The organism is Trueperella sp. LYQ143 (assembly GCF_046599595.1).
Lineage (GTDB): Bacteria > Actinomycetota > Actinomycetes > Actinomycetales > Actinomycetaceae > Trueperella.
Window position 1 is genome coordinate 145,231 of sequence record NZ_JBKIWR010000001.1, and the last position, 16,915, is coordinate 162,145.

Genomic DNA, 16,915 nt, shown 5'->3' on the forward strand with positions numbered 1-16,915 from the left:
GGAAACTTAGGCAGCAGGAAACTATCTAAGAGATCGCCGCGCCAGCGAGAAGCTCGCCAATAGCAGGCTAAACCGTAGGGCTTTCCCATGCCTCATTAATCCATGCATGTCTTTCGTTTGCCTTGATCCCTTTCTCCTCTTTTCTTTTTCTCCTCTGCGGCTGAGCAGGGTGGTGCGCGCTCGTTAGTATCCGCGTGTTACTTGCAGGGTGTGCTGTCAGAGATATGACGGCAATCATTTCGGATACCGAGTTTGATGGCAAAAATCTGCGCGATATGAGTGGCGGGTACGGATCGGCACTCGGATATGACACCACCGTATCGCTATTCGGATGTGACACCACAGCATCACCCTGCGTTAACAGTATTTTCGCTGCGTCTTTCCTCCGGTCTTACGTATCTTCTTTTCACGCCATTTACCCCACAGCACAATAATGCCCTTGCTGCCGGAGGGAACTGTAAGACAACTGAGCCATAGGTAGCTGAACTGCTGGCAAACAGACTACATAACGCAACTGGGCTATAAGGTAGCTGCGTTACTGGCGATCGCCCTGTCAGAGGCTGTTCCCGTATAAAAGACTCGTGCATATAAGACTACTTTTTTCGCGTTGGCTGATTAGATTAGCCCTCTGCTATCTTTGAGCACGACGATGTACATTTACCGCTCGCCGTACCGTATCTCCCAGCTATCCTGGCGGCTAGCCGCTGGTGATTGATCCGACGCCATACCAGCTAGTCCAATACCCCTACCTGGAACGACGCCCGCTACACTTAAAATGCCACACGTATGAAAGGGTAAATATGGACGTCAAAATGCCAAGCGTAGCCGGAAACTTTGGCGAACTGCCAGAACTGACTTTCCCACAAGATTGCGAACCACCTCGCGGCTTGCGCGTGCAGGTGCTTATTGAAGGCGATGGGCCAGTAGTTCGCGCCGGTGACGAGATTGAGGTGGACTATCACGGTCAGATTTGGAATGGCGAGATTTTCGACTCCTCCTACTACCGCGATACCCCGTCGATCTTCCCTATCGGGGTTGGCATGGTCATTGAGGGCTGGGATGAAGCAATTGTCGGCAAGCAGGTTGGTTCTCGTCTGCTGATCTCAGTTCCACCATTTAAGGGCTATGGAAAAGCAGGCAATCCGCGCGCTGGAATTACCGGCGAAGATATATTGGTCTTTGTCGTCGACATCAAGGGGCTGGCAAAATCCGCTTTCGATTTCAACTCACTTCACGATAATTAATTCCTTGCCGCCGCACGCAGTTATCCGAGAGAAATCGTCGGCTATCTAAGGCTCTTTTCTGTCTTGGATAACCGATTGCTTTCTTGGATAACCAATTGTTCTCTTGAATAACCGACGATTTCTCTCGCAGTTCATGCCAATCTCGCGCCAAAAGTCTCTCCGTGGCGCACGGCTAACGCGAGCTGAAATAGGAATTCTGATAGTACACACTAATGGTTTGGGTGGGTCAGCACGGAGCTGACCCACCCAAACCATTACATATAAGCGATCTACCTTGACTCTTCACAGCCGAAGAGCCCTAAGGCTAGTTCCGTGAATTCAGGATCGCGATGATCCGCAGAACCTCAACATAAATCCAGATAATCGTCATTACGATGGCGATACCGCACGTCCAGGAGAACTTCTTAGGCGCACCATTAGCAATCGCAATATTGACATCTTCGAAGTCAGCGATCAGCATGTAAGCGGCAACAAGAATCATTGCTGCGCCGATGACAACGCCAAGCGGCATCCCCATGATCTCGTAGCTACGAACGCCCCATGCCTGATTCTTAAAGACGCCGAAAGCCGAAAGTAGCATATTCGCAATGCAGAAGAAGAAGTATCCCATGCCGATAACGAGGACCATCTTGCGACCCTTCGTCGTCGTGCGAATCGTCCCTGAATAATGCAAGGCCAGGGTAACACCCACAATGATTGCCGTTGCGAGGATTGCTTGCAGAGCAATACCGGGGATGATTTGATTTAACGCACCAGTAATAGCGCCGAGAGCCACGCCCTCTAGCACGGCATACATCATGGCAAGAACGGGGCTAACCATACGCTGGAAGGCCAAGATCAGACCAACGACAACCGCAGCGATGACCGTCACAGACGCGGCTGGATACCATAACTGAGCGGGTAGCAAAATCACCGTCGCCACGCCACATAGCAGGGCCGTCCCCAACAGGATGGCCACCTTGTTCATTGCATCGGTGTACGTCATCCGAGACGGATCAGCCTGAGCAAACATATCTGTGCGCGGTGCCTGCTGCTCAAAATACGTTGAGGGAGCATATTGCTCGGCGTACCCAGTCTCATACTGAACACGCTGCTGCTCCCCATAGTTGTTCGGACGCTGCTGCGGCGTCGCGAAATATGGGTTACGAGTCGTAATCGGGTTGCTCACGAGCATCTCCTGTACATTCTTGGTCACGGGTTTGCGACCATCCTGCTTTCTATTCTAATGGCGGGATGGTCGCTGTCCATACTCGCGCCTCATTGTTCGATGACAGGATAATTCCCCACGTCACCATTACAGACAATATCCACCCACAGGAGGACTCTGACCAGCGGGAGTTAACCCCAGACGCGCATTTACCCGATGTTAGCGCCCGATAGACTGAATACATCCATCACTGAAGGAGGTATCAATGATTACCGTTGAACACCTGACTAAGGATTACGGCAAGACGCGGGCGGTAGACGATTTATCCTTTACCCTTCGCCCGGGCGCAGTAACTGGCTTCCTTGGTCCTAATGGTTCGGGCAAATCAACGACGATGCGGTGTATCGTCGGGCTGGATCAACCAACAAAAGGTCGCGTCTTGGTCGGCGGAGTAGAATATTGTAACTTGACGTCACCACTAACGACTGTCGGTGCCCTCTTGGATGGTAAAGCCTTCCACATGAGCCGCACACCCTACAGTCACCTGAAGATTATCGCTGCCACGCACGGTTTCCCTATGTCACGGGTCCAAGAAGTCATTGCAATGACTGGTCTTGAATCGGTAGCCCGTAAGAAGCTCCGCGGTTTCTCCCTCGGCATGTCACAACGAGTTGGGATTGCCAGCGCCTTGCTAGGCGATCCGAGAGTACTCATCTTTGATGAGCCAGTTAACGGCCTCGATCCCGACGGCGTACGCTGGATCCGTCAGCTCATGCGCAACCTAGCGGCTGAAGGGCGCACGATTCTTGTTTCTTCGCATTTGATGTCCGAGATGGCACAGACGGCAGATGATCTGGTCATTATTGGTCGTGGCCGCCTTATCGCCAATGGTCCAATTTCCCAGTTCACTGCTTCTTCTCAACATTCCACGATTCGCCTCGCCGGCCCCGATGCCGAGCTTATTCGTCGGGTATTACGAGAGGCGAACTTCGATATTCGCGAACTGCCATCCTCAAACGACTATCCCACCGGCGCTTTTGAGATTCCTGGTAATGATCGCGGAGCTATTGGCCATCTCATGTTCAGCAACAACATCGAGATTCACGAGCTAACAGCGATACATTCCTCCCTTGAGGATGTATTTATGGAGCTCACCGGCGATCAGGTGGAATATGCGTCCGGATCTGTTGGCGCCCCCTTTGCTGGTGCTCCCGGTGCAGGGGCCGGCTTAGCGGCTGGGTATCACAATCCGCCGCAGGGCAGTTATCCACCACCTGGTAGCTATCCACCTCCTGGGGGTATGCCACCGGCTACCAACACCCCCACCATGCCACAACATTTCAGCCCACCGATTCCGCGCGACGGATCCCAACAGTAAGGAGCTTCTCATGACATCAATGGTTCACAACAGCGTCTCCTTACCTGGATCGACTTATCATCCGACTTTTGCTCGGGTAGTCAAAGCAGAGCTGGAAAAAGCGAAAATCCCGGCAGTGCGTAACTCCATCATCATCGCTTTTGCGCTCTATGTTTTTGGCTCATTTATGAGCCGTCAGGGCGAATACACCAGCACCATCAGTGGGGAGCATGTCCTCGGCGGTTACTCAATCATTGCAATGGTTCTCATTGTTATCGGGAGCTTGCTCGTCACCTCAGAGTATTCGCAAAACACGATGCGGCAAACCGTTTTGAGTGATTCGCGACGCCTCAGGCTGTTTTGCAGCAAAGCTCTCGTCACAGTTGTCGTATCCCTCATAACAATTATTCCGACGTTATGCGCTGCTACCGCTATTTTCGCCGCTAAGAACGAACAGTTTGATTTTGCGATTGACGGGATTACACCGTATGCATACGCAACGATCTACCTCATTCTCCTTGCCTTATTCACTCTAGGGCTCGGGTACCTATTGCGCTCAACCGTGGGAACAACCTTCCTCATGCTTGCGGTGTTTTCTCTAAGCGATTTGATTAGCGTAATTCCGCTGAGATTTTGCCATGAGGTCCTCGCAGATCTCACGATTCCCGCCCTCGGAACGTATGCGATCACCGGGTTCTCCCGCGTAAGCACGTTTACTGGAACCCCGCTACTTTCTGAACGTTGGATGGCACTTCTCATATTCTTTGGCTACACCGTCGTCATGTGCGCTATTGGTTTCCTACGCTTTAAGAAGAGTGACGTTTAAGACCGATAGACATGTGATGAATATGGAGAGTATGCGCTCCTAGCGCATTTCCTCTCGGGGTTAACGCCAAACCTGGTAGGGTAAAGCGATATGCGCCGCTGGATAATCCGGCGGCGCATATTGTTACAAGAGAGGATGGAATATGACTCGACGCATGGCGATAATCGCAATGACCGCCCTCGTGGCAACATTTGCCGGATGCTCACAATCAACGCCATCTGGCACTACGTCACCTGCAACGTCAACTAACTCACCTGCCGCCAGCGCGAACGATACCGCAACCCACACGCCAGAAACCGATGATAGCGCTAATACGAACGGCAGCACACCAGCAGAAACCTCACCTGCAAATAGTTCCACAGCTACGGAAAACTTCGTATTGAGCATAGATGGTCAGCGCAGAGATCCAGGGCAATACACCCTCCGCTGCATAAGCGAAGGCCCACACAAGACGAAAATTCTGATCGAACGCCCAAACGCGAATCCCTATGTCGCTGTTATTGATAGCCAACTCCATGTTTTAGCACTTGATCTATCCGATCACGAGAACAACTCTTTGCATTGGAACAACGGAAATCCGAATGGCACAATAACAGCCCAACAAAACGGCAAAAGCTACACCATATCTGGCACAATGACCCAACACGATGCCAGCACACCCCAAGGGAGTAACGTCTCTGTTGAACTACAGGTCACCTGCCCATAACTCGCTAATTCGCAGGTAAACCTGGCTGCACACAATACAACATCAACTGATACAACAGGCAGCGTATGCTCGCCTATCTGGCACAATTACAGGCCGATACCTGAGCCCGATAGGCGAGCATACGCGCTAATCCTGGCAAAGAAAGATTGGTATTGCGCACAAAACCGAATGCGCTCATCGAACAGCTCCTCATAGCCAGCGAACAAATTCGATAGGAAAGCACGCACACATGACACCTGCGCGCCATACATAAGATCAATACGATGTGCCCGGCACACCCCAGATTCACGGGGATCACTTTCGGTGCCCCCACTGGGATTCGAACCCAGACTGGATCGATTTTAAGTCGACTGCCTCTGCCGTTGGGCTATGGGGGCGTGCCGCACGCGATGTTCTCGCTCAGCACACAAACGCAGTTCGTGCAGGTCCACACGACAACGTCCATGTCTAAGAGTACCCGCCAAAGCCCCAGATCAAAAACTGACTCGGCGCAGCTTGCGTAGTTCGATTAATATGGCAGGTAGAAACGATGAATCCAATCGGGCAAGCAGAAACGCGAAAGGGATTGGAACAGCATGAGAATCACTCGCCGCTATCACAAGGCACTAAAGAACGAAACATTCGCAGGTGTCGTCCTTATCCTCGGAGCTGTTCTCGCCTTGTTGTGGGCAAATTTCCCCAACTCTGAAGTGCGCGAGCTATATGCCACGATCTCTGAAGCCCATATCGGCCCGCAAGCCTTACATCTTCACCTGAGCGTCTCACACTGGGCTTCTGATTTCCTTCTGGCGTTATTCTTCTTCATCATCGGCATGGAGCTTAAACAGGAATTCGTTATTGGCTCTCTACGCGATATTCGGCAAGCCTTAGTCCCTATTCTGGCTGCCGCATGCGGTATGGCCGGTCCGATGGGGGTATACGTCATCACCCAGTTTTTCCACGGGGAAAGCGCGAATTGGCACGGATGGGCTGTTCCAGTAGCAACCGATATTGCATTCGCATTAGGCGTCCTAGGATTATTTGGCCGCGGATTGCCTATCGCTTTACGCACATTCTTGATGACGCTTGCCGTCGTGGATGACCTCCTCGGCATTCTCATCATTGCCATTTTCTTCTCATCAAACCTGAATTTTGGCTACCTTGCTCTGGCTTTCCTTACGATCGCAGTCTTTGGGCTGTGTGCCCAGAAGCGTATCTTACGCTGGTATGTGCTGTGGCCCCTAGGAATCATCGCCTGGTATTTCATGCATGCCTCAGGAATCCATGCCACTATCGCTGGCGTTGCGCTTGGAATGACGATCCCCACCATCCAGCGCACCTCAGAAAAGCTCCCCCTTACCGAGCGACTCACTGAGCATCTTGAGTTCTACTCTGCCGGTTTCATTCTGCCGATTTTCGCTTTCTTTGCGGCTGGCGTGAATGTCATTGACTCCGGCGGCGTCGGCGCAATGCTTCGCGATTCTTCCGCAATGGGTATTTACCTCGGGTTGCCAGTCGGCAAGACGCTGGGAATTTCTCTCGGAGTTGCGATCATGGTTTACGTCTTTAAGCTCCGGTTAGGAAAAGGGCTTTATCTGCGAGATATTTTGGCGGTGTCAATGATTGCCGGTATCGGCTTTACCGTCTCGCTCTTGATCGCCACATTATCCTTCGATGCGAACAATCCCGCTGGCCCGCATGCCCGAGTAGCCGTCCTGTTAGGAACAGCGATTTCCCTGTTCATTGGCGCTTTCTTGTTGCGCTGGCGAGCCCAATGGCATATGAGCCACGACGCGAAGCCTAGCGAGGAGGAGCTCGCTCATCGTCGTGATGTTCTAGAACACGGCGTCATTGCCTCGAATGACGATATTGACGAGACGTGGGGTGAAGTACCTGGTGGCAGACCAGAAGTTGGGCCAGGGCACTACGATCGCTAACGGTTCAGGATTGGCGCTACCTGCCTATATGCCGGCGGGTATAACCTGTTGCGTTCCCAATGCATAAACTGACGCCAGAAACTGAGGAGCTAGGTTTGCCGTAGCTACCTGCTGCAATCCAGGTAGCAGATCAACGTGGTTACCGCTTCCTATGTGAATCTGCCAAAGCAACACAGTATTACCGTTTTGGCACACGTTAAGCGGAAATCCTCAAAATTCTAGCTAGCCACTCAGCGCCTATTTTCGACCACTATTTCCGCATGCCAGCAGCCTGCAAAACTGCTTTTTATACGGTTGGTAGTCACTACGCGGTGCAGCTAGCGTAAATTTTCAGTGCTGTGGCGGGTTTGGCTCACGTGCCGCCCACAGCGCCAAACCGTCAAGAATATCGTGCTCCGACGTCACCGTATGAGTAATAACGTCTGCTCCCGCATCACGGCAAATCCGACGCAAAACTTCCTGCCACACCAAAGCGCCTGCCTGGATAACGTCAACTCGCCCCGGATGCATAAACCCTAGTTTCGCCCGCTGCTCAGCCGTAGAGGTAATAAACCATTCGCAGGCCGCATCCATATCTGATACCGATAACCGAGCTCCATGAATCCGAGCAGGATCATAGGCAGCCAATCCCAATACTTTCGCAGTAATCGTCGTGATTGAACCAGCTAATCCAATAACTGTGCGCGGCACCGATAAATCAATATCTGCCGCATCAAGAGCTGCCTGCACATCACGTCGAGCGGCGGCTATCTGCTGCTCACTTGCCGGATCTGACGTTAAATGCCGCTCACGCATTCGCACACATCCAACATCCATTGACACCGCAGCATATATATCGCCATTGCGGCTACCGCAGACCAATTCCGTTGATCCGCCGCCCAAATCTACCGTCAGAATCGGATCATCGGCACCCTCCGGCAAAGACGATACTGCCCCCGTAAAAGACGCTCGCGCTTCTTGCTCCCCAGATAACACCTGGGCAGCTACCCCCAGACGCTCGCGCACGCCAACGAGGAAAATATCCCGATTAGCGGCATCTCGGGTTGCCGACGTTGCCGCAAAACGGATGGACTCTACTGCGTGCTCGCGGCATTGCGCCGCATAATCCTCAACAAAGGCTAAGGCCCGTTCCAAAGCACTAGGATCGAATATTCCAGTGCGATCAACGCCCTGACCTAATCGGGCCACTTCCATCTGCCGAACAATATCTCGCAGCGGTGCGCCGCTTTCACCTGGAACGTCAGCAATCAGCAACCGAATCGAATTCGTTCCACAGTCAATACCAGCGACCCTCACGCCTCATCCTTTCCACCGTACGGCTTTTCACAACGGCACACCTTCGAATCCCATCCGACTCGTGCCAGCGTCTCATCGCCCACCGGAACGATCCCTGCTCCCACCGCTAAAGCATAGCCCGCTAGCGCATGCAGACATTTCACCCGATCTGGCATGCCCCCCGCAGAGAAATTCGCAATCTGAGGAACGTCGGCCAGGAGGGACCGTCGCTCTAAATAGCTGCGATGAGCGCGTTCATGAGCGTGCCGGTAGTCCTCATCAACAGCGAGACGTTCATTGAATTCCACCATCTGCCCAGTGCTTTCCAACCGAGAAATATCTCGAACAAGCTCCGGCAAGGTCAGGTAAAACAATGTGGGAAACGGCGATCCATCTGGCAACTGCGGATAGGTGATCGTCACTGCTGGATTACCGCATACGCAGCGCGCCCCAATCCCGACTAAACCGCGCGGGAAACGCCCTAACTGCGCACGAAGAATCGCTACATCATCCGGACGAAGCGCACTCGCATGAGCGGCCACCCTACGCAAAGTGGATTCATCAATGTCTGGGATTTCGTGCAGCGGTGTAGTCATAGCACGTAGCCTACCCGCTTCCCCGTCTTGGCTCTCACTCGGCAACTCGGCTCATGGTGTGCTTATCATCATGCACTGTTAACTATGCTCCCACCCACATACGATTGCCCAGATATACCAACGCAAATCCATCACGCATACCACTATCTACCGCGCCTATACTCGCACGCATTTCTGCACGCTTCCGCCACTTATCAGGCGTATGCGCGGCGCGCGTCAGCGGATAGTATCGCCCACTAGCGATTTACCCAGCAGAATCAGGCGATGCCGGAGCTGGAGAATTTTCTGGCTCAGCCTCTTGGGGCTGAGCAGGCGTTGGGGCCGGTTGCGGGGAATTTTGCTCAGATTTTTCACTGTCAGGTTGAATCAGTGGCACGTTCGACGGGTTCACTGCCCCAGCACTATTGCCTGCGATTTCAATAGATTCCCACATCGTCAGATAATACGGAGTTGCCTGACGCCGCCGGTCATTGACCTCTTTGGCGCGTTCTGCGATGATCTGATCGGCCGTCCCCTTTGCCGGATCAGAAACGAGATACAGGGTTTCTCCTGGCAAAACGTAGCCTAAACGCTCCCGCGCCTGGCTACGCACAAAGGCCGGATCGTTCCATCGAGCAATTTCCTTTTCCAGGCTGGCAACCCGATCCGTCGTTTTTTCTAAAGACGCCAAGGCTTCACGCTTCTGTTGCTGCTGATCGAGATATTGGCTCAACGGATGCGCAATAATGACCACTGCCAGCAAGGCAAAGAAAATGACGGATAGCGCCCGCAAGGAAAATTGCTGCGTCTTTTCCCCATCAGTAAAAGAGATAGTGAATTTGCGGGAAAAACGGGAAGAACTCGCTGGTTTTTCAGCTTTTCGTGACGTTACCGTTGCTGGTGCGCGATGACGTTTCCACGGCAGCCGACGACCTCGTAATATCTTTCGCGGCGAATCGCCCTCTTTGTCTGGGGTATGCGCCGTTCGCATCGGCTCCTCGCCTCGCTGGCGGTTGCCACCAATAGCTGAGCGGTTCATCGCCACACTGCGAGCGCTGGCGCTTTCACGTTGCGAGGTGTTCTCGCGATAATCAGCCGGATTATTGAGCGAGCTAGAGGCACGACGAACATTGCCAGGGCGGGTAGCACCAGGCTTGCGAACTGGACGTCGAGGACTCATAGCGTTAAGTCTACGGATTGTAGGCACTCTCGGCGTGAAGCCTCACGGTGAGCCGAGCTTTTATCGGTTAGCGCACATTTTGCTAAAACATCCGCGCGCACTATATAGCCATCTCGAATCTAGGGCATGATTGCGTTCATCTCTGTGTTACAAAGAGCGCAAATAACATATTTTCGTCATGACAGCCGCCTGACGAATCGGCGCTCTATATCAATATTTACTTTTAGAGCACACTGAACCCTTCGTTGACTTTCCAAGCTTCACTTTTGCTCTCGATACCCAAGGAGTCGATCCTAACCTGTGTTATTGGCTAGATCGATACCCCATCGAAAGAAGATGAACTCACATATACGATTGAGCACTATATCACCGAGGTCCATATGGCTGGGTCATCACCTTGAGCGGGATAGGCCGCGAGCTATTTGAGGTATCGGGAACATATCGAGCCGAACATTCCTTAGCCGCTCAACTCGCTCTAGAGATCTCGCATAATTCGCAGGGCACTCCCGTTTTGCACCTCATCTCAACGCTGAGTACCGACGGTGAACTGGAAAGACCACAGCACAATCTGTAACACCGCGCTAGTGCCCAAGACTCCAAACCGCGATCAGAATTGCACGTCAAAGTACCACGAGTCTCTGGAGACATCCGTATCCATACACAGTATGCGTGGTGCGGCGTTGTCTGCACCAAACAACGGGCACTGTTTGCACCACGTAGCTCGCCACGAGACTGCCAAGACGGCACAGATACCACCCAGATTTACCTATTTAGTTGAGCATATACCTGGCTGAATACCTACAACGAGCAGATCGCTCGTCATTTTTTTTTGGTTATAAAGATACGCATGTGGGCCATAGCTTCAAAGCTATGGCCCACATTGTACAATTACCTACCTAGCGGTTACGCCGCTGCAAGATTACGCCCGCAACAACGCGACATTCAGGCATGTTCGAGGTACATCGCCTCGCCGATTACTCTCGCTACTTACTTGGCGGAGAAACGCGGGAAGGCCGAGGCACCAGCGTACACTGCTGCATCTTCGAGCTCTTCTTCGATGCGCAGCAACTGGTTGTACTTATTGACGCGCTCGCCACGTGCCGGAGCACCCGTCTTGATCTGGCCGGAGTTGGTGGCAACAGCGAGATCAGCAATCGTGGTATCTTCCGTCTCACCGGAACGGTGGGAGGTCATCGTCTTGTAGCCAGAACGATGTGCCAACTCAACAGCTTCGAGGGTTTCCGTCAGCGAACCAATCTGGTTGACCTTCACGAGCAGGGCGTTAGCCGCACCCATAGCAATACCCTTCTTCAGGCGCTCCGGGTTGGTCACGAACAGATCATCACCGACGAGCTGGACGCGATCGCCAATCTCCTTGGTGAGCGCCGCCCAAGCATCCCACTCATCTTCGGAGAGCGGATCTTCGATGGAGACGAGCGGATAATCGCTGACGAGCTTCTCGTAGTACGCAACCATCTCTTCAGTGGACTTTGCGCCACCTTCGAACTGGTATGCGCCATCCTTGAAGAATTCGGTGGAGGCGACATCCAAAGCCAAAGCAACATCGGCACCTGGCTTGTAGCCAGCCTTCTCAATAGCCTCAATGATGAGATCGAGAGCTGCCGCATTGGATTCGAGGTTCGGTGCGAAACCACCCTCGTCGCCCAGGCCAGTGTTCAGACCACGGCTCTTAAGCACAGACTTCAGCGCATGGTAAACTTCCGAGCCCATACGCAGAGCTTCCTTGAAGGTCGGAGCACCGAGAGGAGCAATCATGAACTCCTGAATATCCACGTTGGAATCGGCATGCGAACCACCGTTAAGGATGTTCATCATCGGAACCGGCAGAACATGTGCGTTCGGGCCGCCGAGGTAGCTGTAGAGAGCCAAGCCAGCCGAATCTGCCGAGGCCTTCGCAATTGCCAGCGAAACACCCAGGATGCCGTTTGCGCCAAGCTTGCCCTTATTTGCCGTGCCATCAAGATCGCACAGTACCTGATCGACCAGGCGCTGATCCGAGGCATCGAGGCCAACGATTTCTTCTTCCATCTGCTCAATGACGTTAGCGACGGCTTCCGTCACGCCCTTGCCCAAGTAACGCGAGGAATCACCATCGCGCAGCTCCACAGCTTCAAAAGCGCCAGTAGATGCGCCCGACGGCACGCCAGCGCGGCCGAAGTGGCCATCGTCGAGCAAAACCTCGACTTCAACGGTCGGATTACCACGCGAATCAAGAATCTCACGTGCGTGTACGGCTTCAATATTTGCCACAAGAACTCCTTCGTTGAGGGTTATCTTCATGTGCTGCGGGGAAGCAGCCACTCGCTATCTATTGTCCTACGAATGGCCGCAAAAAACACTCTCTATCCACACCTCATGGAGGTTTTCACCTCTGGGACGAATGGCGCAGAGCACGTCTAGCATCCTCGTGTCCGTCTTTCGTCCTATCACATATCCACACAGACGAGCCGCACATAAGCACGAGCACGACGCCCGCACCCTCACGAAGCAGGGCTACGAACCCAGTGACGCCACACAGACAGAGGAGATAACCTGCTCCACAAAATCTAGCAACTCGTCATTCGTCAGCACATGATTCGCGTTAAAACTGCGCGCTGGCTGGCTGCCCGCCGGAACAAGCATCGTGCGAATCGCCGGTTTAACCGTCGCCCGTGGATACAGCCGACGCAATCGCGACTGGCGCGCGTCTGATAACTCCACTGGCGCAAATCTTAGATTTCGCCCCTGCATAGTGATCTCTTCAATGCCCACATCTCGGCACACATTCCGCAACTGAGCTAGCCGGAAAAGTCGGCGCACCTCATCTGGGATCTCCCCATAGCGATCGCGCAATTCACTACTAACATCCTTACGCTGCACTTGACTCGTACTAGCCGCAATTTTCGTGTAAATCTCCAGCCGTAGCCGTTCGGACGTCACCCAACTCTCCGGCACATAGGCATCCACCGGCAACTCGATACGCACATCCGCACTCTTTTGCGCCTCGCTCCGCTTATCTTGCCCCGTTATATGCGCAACGGCTTCCGAAACCATCCGAATATACAAATCGAATCCCACGCCGGCAATATGCCCCGACTGCTCCCCGCCGAGAAGATTTCCTGCCCCGCGAATCTCTAAATCTTTCAACGCCACCTGGAAACCTGCCCCCAGCTCGGTGTGGGAGGCAATGGTGCGCAGGCGTTCAATCGCAGTTTGCGTCATGGAATGTTCCGGCGGATACAAGAAATACGCATAAGCCCGCTCTCGCCCACGCCCGACGCGACCACGCAACTGGTGAAGCTGAGACAAACCAAGCTGATGGGCGTTTTCTACAATCAACGTATTAGCGTTGGAAATATCCAGCCCAGTTTCCACGATAGTCGTACACACGAGGACGTCAATATCTTTATTCCAAAAAGCCGCAATGACCTCTTCTAACTGGCGTTCACTCATTTTTCCATGAGCAACACCGACGCGAGCCTCAGGAATCATATCCGTGATTTCTGCCGCCACTCGATCGATAGACTGCGTGCGGTTATGCACATAAAACACTTGACCGTCACGCAAAAGTTCGCGCTTAATTGCGGCCGCGACCTGCTTATTTTCATGCACACCGACGTAAGTCAAAATAGGATGACGCTCCTCCGGCGGAGTGGCCAGAGTCGAAATCTGCCGGATCCCCGTCACCGCCATCTCTAAGGTGCGCGGAATCGGGGTTGCCGACATCGACAGCACATCAACCGTTGGATAGAGCTGCTTGAGGGTTTCCTTATGCTCCACCCCAAAACGCTGCTCCTCATCAACGATCACCAAACCCAGATTCTTAAACCGCACATCACCAGTAATAAGTCGATGCGTGCCAATCACGACGTCAATTGTTCCCCGACGTAGACCCTGACGAATACGCTCTGCCTCCGCGTCGGTGACAAAACGCGACAAAGCCGCCACTCGCACCGGAAAACCGGCATAACGCTCTTCAAAGGTTTCCAAATGTTGTTGGACGAGGAGCGTGGTCGGCGCCAAGATCGCCACCTGCATCCCGTCTTGAACCGCCTTAAAAGCAGCCCGCACAGCAATTTCCGTCTTTCCGTAGCCCACATCCCCGGAAATGAGGCGATCCATCGGTTCTGGCGATTCCATATCGCGTTTGACGTCATCAATCGTTGCCAACTGGTCAGGAGTTTCCACGAACTCAAAGGCATCTTCTAGTTCGCGTTGCCAGGGAGTATCTGGAGAAAATGCGTGACCTTTTGTTGCCCGACGTTGGGCGTAGAGCCGGACCAATTCGCGGGCAATCTGCTTGACGGCTGCCCGCGCCTTTGCCTTGGTGCGCTCCCAATCTGCCCCGCCCATTTTATTGAGCGTCGGCGATTCCCCACCGGCATATTTCGATACTTGATCGAGCTGATCGGTTGGCACCCATAACTCATCGCGAGCCTGCCCGCGCTTAGACGCCGCATACTCTAAGACGACATACTCTCGCTGCGTCCCATTCGATCCAAGTTGCCGCTTGGCCAGTTTGACGAACTGAGCCACCCCGTGACGCGCGTGGACAACATAATCACCTGGTTTAAGCTGCAGCGGATCAACCGCATTCTTGCGACGCTTAGGCATCGCGTGCTGCTCAACATTGCGCGTTCGTCGTCGGCCAATAATATCGGCACTCCCCAGTAGCGCAAAGCGTTCGCGTGGCGCAATAAAGCCCAGCTTGATCGGGGCAACAAGCACCTGAACAACGCCAGCTTTCAGCTCGTCAATATCGTCAACCAGGACTGCGGGAATCTCCGCGTCAGCAAGATTTTCCACCAGACGCCGCCCCAGACCAGCGCCTTCCACAGCCACGACGACGCGCCACTCGCCCTTAACCCACTGGGCAAGCTGGGCGATAGCCGCCTCCATATCGCCGGCATAGTTATCCGGTTCATTCAATGGCAGCGATACGCTATCGGCACCTGAGAATCCGCCAATAGCGCACCACCCCAGCCCGCGATGCTGCGCTTGGCTACGCGCATCGTCGATCTGTGCAAAAGACGCTGTTTTAGCCTCCACGGGAATCGGCCCGCCCGCAGCCGCCGCATTCCACGCAGCTTGCCGGAACTCCTCCGTTGTCTCATGCAGAGATTCAGCGCGTGCCCTTATGCGTTCTGGCTCAACAAGTGCAATCCGCGCCTGCTGTGGCAGCTCATGGAGAAATAACCGCATGGTGTCAACCAAAATCGGCTGGAGAGATTCCATTCCCTCCACTGCCACTGCGTTGGCGATTTTGTCGAGCATGTCGATCGCACCAGGTAATTCTGGGATGATCTGCGAGGCGCGCGAACGCACCGCATCGGTTAGGAGCAATTCCCGGCACGGGGAGGCATACACCTGCGTCAAGGTCTCCAAGGAACGCTGATCGGATACTGAAAACATCCGAATATCATCGACCTCATCCCCGAATAGCTCTAATCGAGTTGGATGGCTTGCCGTTGGCACAAAAATATCGACAATACCGCCACGGATGGCAAACTGCCCACGGCTTTCCACCATATCTACTCGGGTATATGCCAAAGCAGTGAGCCGACGGATGAGATCCTCAAGGTCTAACTCATCGCCCCGACGAATCCGTACCGGCTCAATATCCCCTAATCCGCTGGCAATCGGTTGTAAGAATGCTCGGATGGGAACGATGAGGATATGTAAAGGTGGGAATTCTTCCGGATGAGCCAATCGCCGCAAGGTCATCATGCGCGTACCGACCGTATCGGAACGCGGCGAGAGCCGTTCATGGGGGAGCGTCTCCCAGGATGGGAAAAGGGCGACCGCACTGTGCGGAAGGTAAGCGCGCAGCGCAGCTTGCAGTTCCTCGGCCTCACGCCCGGAAGCCGTCACTGCCACCTGTAATGTGTGTGGCTGCTCGTGAACAAAATGAGCTAGCGTCGGTGCGAATGCCCCGCGAGGCATCGCAAGATTGGCGGTCACTCCATCCGCATATCCGCTGCCTAGGCTCTCAGCAAGAACCTCCAGAACGCAATGTATCATGAGCGCGCCGCAGTAGAGTGCAGACGCAGTTGGGCACTATCCAAACCGCGCATCAGGACGTCTTCAACCGCGTCGACCGCAGCGTCAATCAGCATATCGAGTTCTCGCCGTTCAGACGTCGTGAAGTTGGACAGCACATAATCGGCAGCATCCCGCCCAGCGGGGGGACGCCCAATCCCAAAGCGCAATCGAATGTAATTTTTTGTGCCTAACGCACCGCTGAGGGAACGCAAACCGTTATGCCCACCTTCTCCCCCACCACGTTTGAGTTTGAGAACCCCAAAGGGCAGATCGAGTTCGTCATGTACCACAATGAGATTCTCGGTAGGAATCTTGAAGTAGCTCATTAACGATTTGATCGGACCGCCGGAAGTATTCATATATCCATTGGTTATCCCCAAGATCAGGCGCTGCCCGGGATTGCCGGGGGCTACCCCATAGAGTACGCTCGCGGCACGGGTCTGGGAGGGCTTATGCAGCGAGAGGGAGGTTCCCGCACGTGTAGCTAAGGCGTGAATGACGTGTTGACCGATATTGTGTCGGGTAGCTTCGTACTGTGCGCCGGTATTACCTAGCCCAACTACTGCATACATCGGGGTTCCTTTCCACAAGCACAGCTCTATCGACGACGGCGGTTATGCGTCAAAACTTCTGTGCGGATGCATATC

At 53.7% G+C, this 16,915-nt stretch carries 14 protein-coding genes and 1 tRNA gene; 6 read left to right on the forward strand and 9 right to left on the reverse strand.

What is annotated here, in order from left to right; genetic code table 11:
• Positions 1-800 precede the first annotated feature (800 nt).
• Positions 801-1,244: an FKBP-type peptidyl-prolyl cis-trans isomerase gene (locus ACLHIL_RS00510; RefSeq protein ID WP_411295904.1), complete on the forward strand. Its 444-nt coding sequence runs from the start codon at positions 801-803 to the stop codon at positions 1,242-1,244.
• Positions 1,245-1,548: 304 nt separating this feature from the next.
• On the opposite strand, the gene ACLHIL_RS00515 is transcribed toward ACLHIL_RS00510, so the two are convergent.
• Complete coding sequence (locus tag ACLHIL_RS00515) at positions 1,549-2,412, reverse strand: Bax inhibitor-1/YccA family protein (protein ID WP_411295905.1); 864 nt, start codon at positions 2,410-2,412, stop codon at positions 1,549-1,551.
• 244 nt (positions 2,413-2,656) lie between these two features.
• Here ACLHIL_RS00515 and ACLHIL_RS00520 point away from each other — a divergent pair, with 244 nt between their 5' ends.
• Complete coding sequence (locus ACLHIL_RS00520) at positions 2,657-3,769, forward strand: ABC transporter ATP-binding protein (RefSeq protein ID WP_411295906.1); 1,113 nt, start codon at positions 2,657-2,659, stop codon at positions 3,767-3,769.
• A gap of 10 nt (positions 3,770-3,779) precedes the next feature.
• Positions 3,780-4,574, forward strand: a complete 795-nt coding sequence (locus tag ACLHIL_RS00525) for an ABC transporter permease subunit (RefSeq protein WP_411295907.1) — start codon at positions 3,780-3,782, stop codon at positions 4,572-4,574.
• Between the two features lie 123 nt (positions 4,575-4,697).
• On the opposite strand, the gene ACLHIL_RS00530 is transcribed toward ACLHIL_RS00525, so the two are convergent.
• A complete protein-coding gene (locus ACLHIL_RS00530; RefSeq protein ID WP_411295908.1) occupies positions 4,698-4,934 on the reverse strand; it encodes a hypothetical protein in 237 nt (78 codons plus the stop codon).
• Between the two features lie 19 nt (positions 4,935-4,953).
• Between ACLHIL_RS00530 and ACLHIL_RS00535 the strand changes: the two genes are divergently transcribed.
• Positions 4,954-5,280 (forward strand): lipoprotein LpqH, encoded by a 327-nt coding sequence (locus tag ACLHIL_RS00535; RefSeq protein ID WP_411295909.1) that lies wholly within the window; start codon positions 4,954-4,956, stop codon positions 5,278-5,280.
• Positions 5,281-5,584: 304 nt separating this feature from the next.
• On the opposite strand, the gene ACLHIL_RS00540 is transcribed toward ACLHIL_RS00535, so the two are convergent.
• A tRNA-Leu gene (locus ACLHIL_RS00540) sits at positions 5,585-5,657 on the reverse strand.
• Positions 5,658-5,855: 198 nt separating this feature from the next.
• Between ACLHIL_RS00540 and nhaA the strand changes: the two genes are divergently transcribed.
• Positions 5,856-7,196, forward strand: a complete 1,341-nt coding sequence (nhaA, locus tag ACLHIL_RS00545; RefSeq protein ID WP_411295910.1) for a Na+/H+ antiporter NhaA — start codon at positions 5,856-5,858, stop codon at positions 7,194-7,196.
• Between the two features lie 330 nt (positions 7,197-7,526).
• Here nhaA and ACLHIL_RS00550 read toward each other — a convergent pair whose 3' ends face one another.
• From ACLHIL_RS00550 to ACLHIL_RS00560, 3 genes are all read right to left on the reverse strand, one after another.
• Positions 7,527-8,492 (reverse strand): exopolyphosphatase, encoded by a 966-nt coding sequence (locus tag ACLHIL_RS00550; RefSeq protein ID WP_411295911.1) that lies wholly within the window; start codon positions 8,490-8,492, stop codon positions 7,527-7,529.
• Positions 8,489-9,067, reverse strand: coding sequence for a DUF501 domain-containing protein (locus ACLHIL_RS00555; RefSeq protein WP_411295912.1), 579 nt, complete (start codon positions 9,065-9,067; stop codon positions 8,489-8,491). The genes ACLHIL_RS00550 and ACLHIL_RS00555 overlap by 4 nt, the downstream gene beginning before the upstream one ends.
• 244 nt (positions 9,068-9,311) lie before the next feature.
• Positions 9,312-10,226 carry an FtsB family cell division protein gene (locus ACLHIL_RS00560; protein WP_411295913.1) on the reverse strand — a complete coding sequence of 305 codons (915 nt, stop codon included), beginning with the start codon at positions 10,224-10,226 and terminating at the stop codon, positions 9,312-9,314.
• A gap of 397 nt (positions 10,227-10,623) precedes the next feature.
• Here ACLHIL_RS00560 and ACLHIL_RS00565 point away from each other — a divergent pair, with 397 nt between their 5' ends.
• Complete coding sequence (locus tag ACLHIL_RS00565) at positions 10,624-10,800, forward strand: hypothetical protein (RefSeq protein ID WP_411295914.1); 177 nt, start codon at positions 10,624-10,626, stop codon at positions 10,798-10,800.
• Positions 10,801-11,213: 413 nt separating this feature from the next.
• Here ACLHIL_RS00565 and eno read toward each other — a convergent pair whose 3' ends face one another.
• From eno to pth, 3 genes are all read right to left on the reverse strand, one after another.
• The gene (gene eno, locus ACLHIL_RS00570; RefSeq protein ID WP_411295915.1) at positions 11,214-12,497 is read right to left on the reverse strand and encodes a phosphopyruvate hydratase; all 1,284 of its coding nucleotides are present in this window, start codon (positions 12,495-12,497) and stop codon (positions 11,214-11,216) included.
• 243 nt (positions 12,498-12,740) lie between these two features.
• Positions 12,741-16,247, reverse strand: a complete 3,507-nt coding sequence (gene mfd / locus ACLHIL_RS00575; RefSeq protein ID WP_411295916.1) for a transcription-repair coupling factor — start codon at positions 16,245-16,247, stop codon at positions 12,741-12,743.
• The gene (gene pth, locus ACLHIL_RS00580) at positions 16,244-16,840 is read right to left on the reverse strand and encodes an aminoacyl-tRNA hydrolase (protein WP_411295917.1); all 597 of its coding nucleotides are present in this window, start codon (positions 16,838-16,840) and stop codon (positions 16,244-16,246) included. The genes mfd and pth overlap by 4 nt, the downstream gene beginning before the upstream one ends.
• Between the last annotated feature and the right edge of the window lie 75 nt (positions 16,841-16,915).

What these genes read in the sequence shown, in the direction of transcription:
- ACLHIL_RS00510 (WP_411295904.1), top strand. Translation starts at nt 801, where the DNA reads ATGGACGTCAAAATGCCAAGCGTAGCCGGAAACTTTGGCGAACTGCCA.
- ACLHIL_RS00555 (WP_411295912.1), bottom strand. Translation starts at nt 9,067, where the DNA reads ATGACTACACCGCTGCACGAAATCCCAGACATTGATGAATCCACTTTG.
- pth (WP_411295917.1), bottom strand. Translation starts at nt 16,840, where the DNA reads ATGTATGCAGTAGTTGGGCTAGGTAATACCGGCGCACAGTACGAAGCT.
- mfd (WP_411295916.1), bottom strand. Translation starts at nt 16,247, where the DNA reads ATGATACATTGCGTTCTGGAGGTTCTTGCTGAGAGCCTAGGCAGCGGA.
- nhaA (WP_411295910.1), top strand. Translation starts at nt 5,856, where the DNA reads ATGAGAATCACTCGCCGCTATCACAAGGCACTAAAGAACGAAACATTC.
- ACLHIL_RS00525 (WP_411295907.1), top strand. Translation starts at nt 3,780, where the DNA reads ATGACATCAATGGTTCACAACAGCGTCTCCTTACCTGGATCGACTTAT.
- ACLHIL_RS00520 (WP_411295906.1), top strand. Translation starts at nt 2,657, where the DNA reads ATGATTACCGTTGAACACCTGACTAAGGATTACGGCAAGACGCGGGCG.
- ACLHIL_RS00560 (WP_411295913.1), bottom strand. Translation starts at nt 10,226, where the DNA reads ATGAGTCCTCGACGTCCAGTTCGCAAGCCTGGTGCTACCCGCCCTGGC.